Origin of the sequence: Enterobacter sp. 725m/11 (assembly GCF_011683705.1) — a bacterium.
Lineage (GTDB): Bacteria > Pseudomonadota > Gammaproteobacteria > Enterobacterales > Enterobacteriaceae > Enterobacter > Enterobacter bugandensis.
On the sequence record NZ_JAAQOK010000052.1, the window covers coordinates 22,691 to 30,804 of the forward strand.

Sequence of the window (8,114 nt, forward strand, 5' to 3'; positions counted from 1 at the left end):
ATAAAAAAAAGCCCATCGTGGGAGATGGGCAAAGACTACACACAGCAATTCGTTGTTTCACTCAGGGGATTTCCATGCTTATAAATCAAGGTGTTGATTTATAACCGTGAGCTAATAGTAGGCATTGTAATTTTTAGCGTCGATCAGATTCGTCTCAATAGTTAAAGAGACGTAAAGATTTCTTGAGAATAATAGCGGACTTAGTGCTGAAATGGCGGGTCTGACCAGTGTGCAACGAATAAATACTTTAGCGGTGTTAAAGTATTGTGCGGGATAATGTAGGCCGGGTAAGCGTAAGCACCACCCGGCAACAAGGCTTAATGGGTATTCTTTTCTTCCAGCTCTTCCAGCTCGCTCAGAATCACGTCCGGGTCGGTTCCAGGCGGCGGCACTTCATGAACCCAGGCGGAGAACAGACGCCAGGTAACGGCGAGCAGCACCGGGCCAATGAACAGACCGATCATCCCGAAAGCAATCAACCCGCCGATAACCCCGGAGAGGATCAGGATCAGCGGCAGGTCTGCGCCCATGCGGATGAGGATGGGGCGAATCACGTTATCCATGGTGCCAACCACGCAGCTGCAGACCAGCAGAACCGTTCCCCACGTGGTATCACCCGTCCAGTAAAGCCAGATAATGCTCGGAACCAGCACCAGCAGCGGCCCCAGTTGCGCAAGGCAGGTCATCAGCATGACTACGGTAAAGACGGTGGCGTACGGTACGCCGGAAATCGCCAGGCCGATACCGCCCAGCACCGCCTGCACCAGCGCCGTCACCACGACGCCCAGGGCGACCGCGCGCACGGCCTGCGCGGCCAGCAGCACCGCGGCGTCACCGCGTTTTCCCGCCAGGCGGGTGGCAAAGTGACGAACGCCTAAAGCCACCTGCTCACCGCGCCAGTAAAGCAGGGCGCTGAAGACCAGCATCAGGGTACAGTGCATCATAAAGCGGCCGATATGTGCGGCCTGACCGACAAACCAGGTGGTGGTGGTGCCAATATACGGACGCACTTTCGCCATCAGCGCGCTGCCGCCCATCTCCAGCAGGCTATGCCAGCCGCTGTAAAGTTTAGCGCCCACGACCGGAATGCTGTTCAGCCAGCCGAGGTCCGGCAGCGTCAGGTCGCCGCTTGTCACGGCGCGGATCACCGGGCCGCTGGAGTCGACAAGGCTGTTTACCAGCAGCGCAACTGGAATAATAAACAGCAGGAACAGCAGCAGCGTCATCACCAGCACGGCCAGCCCGCGGCGGCCAAACAGCAGTTTTTGCAAGCGCAGCAGCAAAGGCCACGTGGCGACGACAACGGTCGCAGCCCAGGCGAAGCCGAGAATAAAAGGTTGAACAATCCACAGACACGCAATAATCATGAGGGCCAGGAACAGCACCGACAGCAGAATTTGCGCAACATCCCTGGGCTGGCGAAGATTGACCATAAATGAAACTTTCCTTAAAAGAACGCCAGTACCACTGGCGGGAATGGAAAACCGCGTCTCTCTTATCATTAGCGATCGCAGCGGTTTTTGACAGGCGAATTCTGCCTGTAATTCAGCAGAGATTATAAGAAAAAAATGTGATAAAACTTTTAAGATACACGCAAACGATTCCCACAACTCTAATTAGGGTCGACAGTAATGATCCCACAGATTTCTCAGGCACCTGGCGTCGTTCAGCTGGTGCTTAATTTTTTGCAGGCACTGGAGCAACAGGGTTTTACAGGTGATACCGCCACGAACTATGCCGACAGGCTGACGATGGCAACCGATAACAGTATCTACCAGCTTCTTCCCGATGCGGTCGTTTTCCCTCGTTCCACGGCCGACGTGGCGCTTATCGCCCGGCTGGCAACGCAGGAGCGGTTTGCCTCTCTGGTCTTCACGCCGCGCGGCGGTGGCACCGGAACCAACGGTCAGGCGCTGAACCAGGGCATCATTATTGATATGTCGCGCTATATGAACCGCATCATTGAGATCAACCCTGAAGAGGGATGGGTGCGGGTTGAGGCGGGCGTTATCAAAGATCAGCTTAATCAGTACCTCAAGCCTTACGGCTACTTTTTTGCCCCTGAACTCTCCACCAGCAACCGAGCAACCATCGGGGGGATGATCAACACCGATGCCTCCGGGCAGGGGTCGCTGGTCTACGGTAAAACCTCCGATCACGTGCTGGGCGTGCGGGCAGTATTGTTAGGCGGCGATATCCTTGATACCCAGCCGATGCCGGTCGAACTGGCGGAAACGCTGGGTAAAGATAACACCGCCAGCGGGCGCATCTACCGCACCGTGCTGGAGCGCTGCCGCGACAACCGCCAGCTTATTCTCGACAAATTCCCCAAACTGAACCGCTTCTTAACGGGCTACGACCTGCGCCACGTGTTTAACGACGACCTGACGCAGTTTGATTTAACCCGTGTGCTGACCGGCTCCGAAGGAACGCTGGCGTTTATTACCGAGGCGCGGCTGGATATCACCCGCCTGCCGAAGGTGCGTCGCCTGGTGAACGTCAAATATGACTCCTTCGACTCTGCGCTGCGCAATGCGCCGTTTATGGTGGAAGCGCAGGCGCTGTCGGTGGAAACCGTCGACTCTAAGGTGCTGAATCTGGCGCGGGAAGATATCGTCTGGCACTCCGTGCGCGAGCTGATTACCGACGTGCCGGACAAAGAGATGCTTGGCCTCAACATCGTGGAATTTGCCGGTGATGACGCGGAGCTGATTGAAAGCCAGGTGACGACGCTCTGCCAGCGCCTGGATGAGCTGATTGCTCATGGCGAAGGCGGCGTGATTGGCTGGCAGCTTTGTCACGATCTGGCCGGTATCGAGCGTATTTACGCCATGCGTAAAAAAGCCGTGGGCCTGCTTGGCAATGCGAAAGGAGCGGCGAAGCCGATTCCGTTTGCCGAAGACACCTGCGTGCCGCCCGAGCATCTGGCGGATTATATCGTCGAGTTTCGCGCCCTGCTGGATAGCCACGGCCTGAGCTATGGCATGTTCGGCCACGTGGATGCCGGGGTGCTTCACGTGCGTCCGGCGCTGGACATGTGCGACCCGCAGCAGGAGATCCTGATGAAGCAGATCTCCGACGACGTCGTTGCCTTGACCGCCAAATACGGCGGTCTGCTGTGGGGGGAGCACGGGAAAGGGTTCCGCGCGGAATACAGCCCGGCGTTCTTCGGGGAGCAGCTTTACGCGGAGCTGCGCAAGGTCAAAGCGGCGTTCGACCCGGATAACCGCCTCAATCCGGGGAAAATCTGCCCGCCTGAAGGGGTGGACGCGCCAATGCTCCAGGTGGATGCCGTTAAGCGCGGTACGTATGACAGACAGATCCCGATTGCGGTGCGCTCGTCCTGGCGCGGCGCGATGGAGTGTAACGGCAACGGCCTGTGCTTTAACTTTGACGTGAAAAGCCCGATGTGCCCGTCAATGAAAATCACCAGCAACCGCATTCACTCGCCGAAAGGGCGTGCGACGCTGGTGCGCGAGTGGCTGCGTCTGCTGGCGGACCGTGGCGTCGATCCCCTGAAGCTGGAGCAGGAGCTGCCGGAAAAACGGGCCAGCCTGCGCTCGCTGATTGAGCGCACCCGCAACAGCTGGCATGCCAATAAGGGCGAGTATGATTTCTCCCATGAGGTGAAAGAGGCGATGTCCGGCTGTCTGGCCTGTAAAGCCTGCTCTACCCAGTGCCCGATTAAAATCGACGTGCCGGAATTCCGCTCGCGCTTCCTGCAGCTCTACCACACCCGCTATCTGCGCCCGGTGCGCGATCATCTGGTGGCGACGGTGGAAAGCTACGCGCCGCTGATGGCGCGCGCGCCGAAGACCTTCAACTTCTTTATCAATCAGCCGCTGGTGCGCAAGCTTTCCGAAAAGCATATCGGCATGGTCGATCTGCCGTTGTTGTCGGTGCCGTCGCTGCAGCGCCAGCTCGTCGGCCACCGCTCGGCGAACATGACCCTGGAACAGCTCGAAGCGCTTACTCCTGAGCAAAAAGCGAAGGTGGTGCTGGTGGTCCAGGATCCGTTCACCAGCTACTACGACGCGCAGGTGGTCGCTGACTTCATCCGCCTGGTTGAAAAACTGGGCTATCAGCCTGTAGTGCTGCCGTTCTCGCCAAACGGCAAGGCGCAGCACATTAAAGGCTTCCTGAACCGCTTTGCGAAAACGGCGCAAAAAACCGCTGATTTTCTCAACCGGATCGCCGAACTTGGGATGCCGATGGTCGGCGTCGATCCGGCGCTGGTGCTTTGCTATCGCGATGAATACAAGCAGACGCTGGGTGATAAGCGCGGCGATTTCCACGTCATGCTGGTGCACGAGTGGCTGCCGGCAGCCCTGGAAGAGAAGGCCATTCAGGAGGCTGGCGGTGAACCGTGGTATCTGTTCGGACACTGTACGGAAGTGACGGCGCTGCCCGGCGCCCCGGCGCAATGGGCGTCTATTTTTGCGCGTTTCGGCGCGAAGCTGGAGAGCGTCAGCGTGGGCTGCTGCGGCATGGCGGGCACCTACGGCCACGAGGTGAAAAACCACGCCAACTCGCTCGGCATCTATGAGCTGTCGTGGCATCAGGCGATGCAGCGATTGCCAAGAAACCGCTGCCTGGCGACGGGCTACTCCTGCCGCAGCCAGGTGAAACGGGTTGAGGGTAACGGCGTACGCCACCCATTACAGGCTTTACTGGAGATAATTGGATGATCTGGAAACGTGCCGTCACGCTGCAGGCGCTAAACGCCATGGGCGAGGGGAATATGGTGGGGCTGCTGGATATCCAGTTCACCCGCATTGGGGAAGACGCTCTGGAGGCGACGATGCCTGTCGATAGTCGCACCCATCAGCCGTTTGGCCTGTTGCACGGCGGGGCTTCCGTCGTGCTGGCGGAAACCCTGGGCTCCGTCGCGGGATATCTCTGCACCGAAGGCGAACAGAAGGTGGTCGGGCTTGAGGTTAATGCCAACCACATTCGCTCGGTGCGCAGCGGGCGCGTTCGCGGTATCTGCCGCGCGCTGCATGCTGGCAGCCGCCACCAGGTGTGGCAGATTGATATTCTCGACGAGCAGGATCGCCTGTGCTGCTCGTCGCGTCTGACGACGGCGGTCGTGTAAAGTTTTCAGATGAATTGCCTTTGGTCAAAAACTAGCCAGCGTGTTGTGATATACTGGTCAGGATTTGTACATAAGCGAGGACATCATGGATACTGAAATAACCCCAACACAGCTGGCAATTGAATATTTACGTCGCGATAAGAGCAACCTGTCTCCGGCGCAGTACCTGAAAAAGCTGAAACAGCTTGAGCTGGAGTTCACGGATCTGCTGGCGCTCTCTTCGAATGAACTGAAAGAAGAGATCTACTTTGCCTGGCGGTTGGGCGTTCACGTCCATTGAGTGAGTGTTGTTGAACAGGCCGCGAGTGCGGCCTTTTTTGTGTCTGACATTCAGTATTTAGCGGGGAGCTTGTTGATTTTAATAAGCCTGCCTTCTTCCATTTCGATAAATCCGCCGGTTTTTAAATCCGCCAGAATCCGCATTACGCCGCTGCGGGAGAGCTGGGTTTTCTCCCGAATATACCTTTCCGCCGTTACGCTGCTGCGATAACTTTCATCTTCCTCCATCAGCTTTATGAGCTGCTGGCGAATCATCTCATACGCCGTCGGTGCGCCCTGCGGCATCACGTTGTTATAAAGCCGGCTATAGACAAACATCAGTTGTTTCGAGAGCAGCCCCCACAGCGCCTTTTCCTTGATAATCTCATTCAACCGTTCGGTGGTGAGCGTTCCTATCAGGCACGGGCTAACGGTCTTCAGGTAATCATTGAAATAGATATCTGTCAGATTAGCGAGACCGAAAAGGGCGGGGCTGCGGGCCGTGGAGAGCATCATGTCGTCGCTTCTTCTGTAGATAGCGACCGTCCCCTCAAGAATTAAATAGCACATTCCCTGACCGTTGATCTGAAGATCGAGCCGCTCACCGCGAGCGGTGCGTCGCGTTGTGCAATCAGGCAGTAAGTGAGAAATAAGCTCTTGTGCGTAGGGCGAGCCACGGTGAGACTTTTCTGGAAGGGACATGGTAGCCGGTAACCTTAAAAATAACCTGGCTAATTATAGCGTTTCTCGCCGGGACAGGCACGGTGGCAATCAATATTTGCGTGGCAGATGGTGAATTTCAAGCAGCACGCCGCGCTCCATGGTGATGTACTTGCCGGTCCGCAGTTCCGACAGAATACGCATAATTCCGCTACGTGAAAGATACGTCCGGCTTTTTATGTACGCTGCCGCCGTCGTATTTTGCCGTATGGCGTCCGGCTCCTGCATTAGCTCAACAAGCTGGAAGCGGATGATATCGTAAGCAGACATTTGCGATATTTGTGCACAATGTTCGTATACCCGCGAGGCGGTATAAATAAGCAGTTTTGAGAAGTGCTCCCATAAATCGTACTGGGACACTATTTGATTGAAACTCTCCAGCGAGACGCGCGCGATCTCGGCAGTCTCCAGTGCCCTGACGTACAGGTGCTCAGAGGAAAACTGGCTGCTGACGCCCAGAATAAAAGGCGCAGATTCAGAATTTAACACAATACCGTCGCCGCGACGATGAAGCGCCACGCTGCCCTGGATTAACAAAAAACACTGCCGGACATTATCTTTGTAATAATGTACCGTCTCCCCCCGACCGATGATCATTCTGCTGGCGGCTGGCAGCACATGTTTAATCAGGGTGTCTATATCGGCGAACGGCTTTAAATCCAGAACTGAGGATTGATAATTATTCAGTGGGGTGGTTAAACGTGTATTCATAAGAAACCTCACATCGACTTCTTGTGTGATCAATTTTTGATCTGCAGAGGGAATTATCTTAAAAACGAAGAACTCAGGGAATATTCTGGTGAGGTCTAAAAGTAGACCGGGAGTCCTTATGGGGCTAACTGGTTGAATGTAAATAAAAAATGCGCAAGGTCTAATAATAGACTTCTGCAATATAAGATATGATTTTGCTGATGTAAATGTTGAGTTTTCGTTAAATCAGAGTCTACAGCTAGACCATCTAAAAGTTGTACTCATTAAAATGATTATATAAATTTTGACCAGTCAGTCAGGAAGACCTTAAGCCATTCAGCGAAAAATAAAAGAACCCTTAGCGATTCTTTTATCGGTCTTCTGCTGCTTGAATTTCAATAATAAATAAAGTTATCCCGTGAACAGGAAAATGAACATTATGAAAAAGAGTATTATTTTAGCGATGGTTGCGACGGGTTCAGCCTTAATGATGGGCAATGTTCTCGCCGCCGCAGGAACCGTTAATTTTAATGGTAACATCCTGGATTCAGCCTGCGACGTGGCGGTTGCTTCTCAAAACCAGGTGGTCGTATTAGGCGATTATTATAAAACAGAATTCTCGACAACGGGTTCCAGAACGGCGGCAACGAAATTCGATATTATTCTGAAGAACTGCCCGGTTACGGTCACCAGTGCCAAAGTTCGTTTTGACGGTACGCCTGACCTGACCAACGCCGATCTGCTGGCGATTGATACCTCTGTCGCCGGGGCGGCAACGGGTGTTGCCATTAATTTGATGACCGCTGATAAAGCCGATCTGCCATTGCACGGCAGCAACGGCTACAACTATGTACTGAGCAGCACCGCAGACAATACGCTGAATTTTTATGCACAGTATATTTCAACGGCGGCATCGGTAACGGCGGGTCCTGCCAACTCCGTCGCTAACTTCTCCGTTGTTTACAACTAGTCATTAAGCAGAACAAGAGTCAGCTCCGCGAGGCGCTGCGCGGGGGCATAAACTGCCCCCTTGTTTTACGAGGTCCAAAATGAATTTTATTAGCAAAACCCTGCTGAGTGCGGCGGTTATTACTGTATCTGTTTCGCATGCTTATGCCGGGGTTATTATTGGTGGTACCCGCGTAATTTTTGATGGCGGGAAAAAAGAGGCATCCATCAGTGTAAACAATGCGGATACCGCCCCTTATTTAATCCAGTCCTGGGTCGACATGCCAGAGGGTAATGCTAATAAAGCACCTTTTATCGTCACGCCACCTTTGTACAGACTGAACGGCGGCCAGCAAAATATTGAACGGATTTTACTTTCCGGCTCATTGCCGCAGGATAAAGA

General features: G+C 54.3%; 8 protein-coding genes and 1 other RNA gene. 5 read left to right on the forward strand and 4 right to left on the reverse strand.

All coding sequences use genetic code 11. The annotated features are described in order from the left end of the window. Positions 1 to 108: antisense sRNA RprA (gene rprA, locus HBA26_RS18940), an RNA gene on the reverse strand. Positions 109 to 317: 209 nt separating this feature from the next. Further along, positions 318 to 1,433, reverse strand: a complete 1,116-nt coding sequence (gene ydiK, locus HBA26_RS18945; RefSeq protein WP_166720982.1) for an AI-2E family transporter YdiK — start codon at positions 1,431 to 1,433, stop codon at positions 318 to 320. Positions 1,434 to 1,631: 198 nt separating this feature from the next. On the opposite strand from ydiK, the gene HBA26_RS18950 reads away from it, so the two are divergent. From HBA26_RS18950 to HBA26_RS18960, 3 genes are all read left to right on the forward strand, one after another. Next, positions 1,632 to 4,688 (forward strand): FAD-binding and (Fe-S)-binding domain-containing protein, encoded by a 3,057-nt coding sequence (locus HBA26_RS18950; RefSeq protein ID WP_126345705.1) that lies wholly within the window; start codon positions 1,632 to 1,634, stop codon positions 4,686 to 4,688. Continuing rightward, positions 4,685 to 5,095, forward strand: coding sequence for a 1,4-dihydroxy-2-naphthoyl-CoA hydrolase (gene menI / locus HBA26_RS18955; protein ID WP_126345704.1), 411 nt, complete (start codon positions 4,685 to 4,687; stop codon positions 5,093 to 5,095). Before HBA26_RS18950 ends, menI begins: the two co-directional genes overlap by 4 nt. 85 nt (positions 5,096 to 5,180) lie before the next feature. Continuing rightward, on the forward strand, positions 5,181 to 5,375 hold the full coding sequence (locus HBA26_RS18960) for a YdiH family protein (protein ID WP_003857766.1): 195 nt from the start codon (positions 5,181 to 5,183) through the stop codon (positions 5,373 to 5,375). 50 nt (positions 5,376 to 5,425) lie between these two features. Here HBA26_RS18960 and HBA26_RS18965 read toward each other — a convergent pair whose 3' ends face one another. Continuing rightward, the gene (locus HBA26_RS18965; protein ID WP_126345703.1) at positions 5,426 to 6,055 is read right to left on the reverse strand and encodes a helix-turn-helix domain-containing protein; all 630 of its coding nucleotides are present in this window, start codon (positions 6,053 to 6,055) and stop codon (positions 5,426 to 5,428) included. A 69-nt stretch (positions 6,056 to 6,124) separates the two neighbouring features. Continuing rightward, positions 6,125 to 6,784, reverse strand: a complete 660-nt coding sequence (locus HBA26_RS18970; RefSeq protein WP_049138935.1) for a winged helix-turn-helix transcriptional regulator — start codon at positions 6,782 to 6,784, stop codon at positions 6,125 to 6,127. A gap of 418 nt (positions 6,785 to 7,202) precedes the next feature. Here HBA26_RS18970 and HBA26_RS18975 point away from each other — a divergent pair, with 418 nt between their 5' ends. Both HBA26_RS18975 and HBA26_RS18980 read left to right on the forward strand, forming a co-directional pair. Next, positions 7,203 to 7,733 (forward strand): fimbrial protein, encoded by a 531-nt coding sequence (locus HBA26_RS18975; protein ID WP_126345702.1) that lies wholly within the window; start codon positions 7,203 to 7,205, stop codon positions 7,731 to 7,733. A gap of 79 nt (positions 7,734 to 7,812) precedes the next feature. Next, positions 7,813 to 8,114, forward strand: a 302-nt coding sequence (locus HBA26_RS18980; RefSeq protein ID WP_166720983.1) for a fimbria/pilus periplasmic chaperone, incomplete at its 3' end; no start/stop codon positions are given.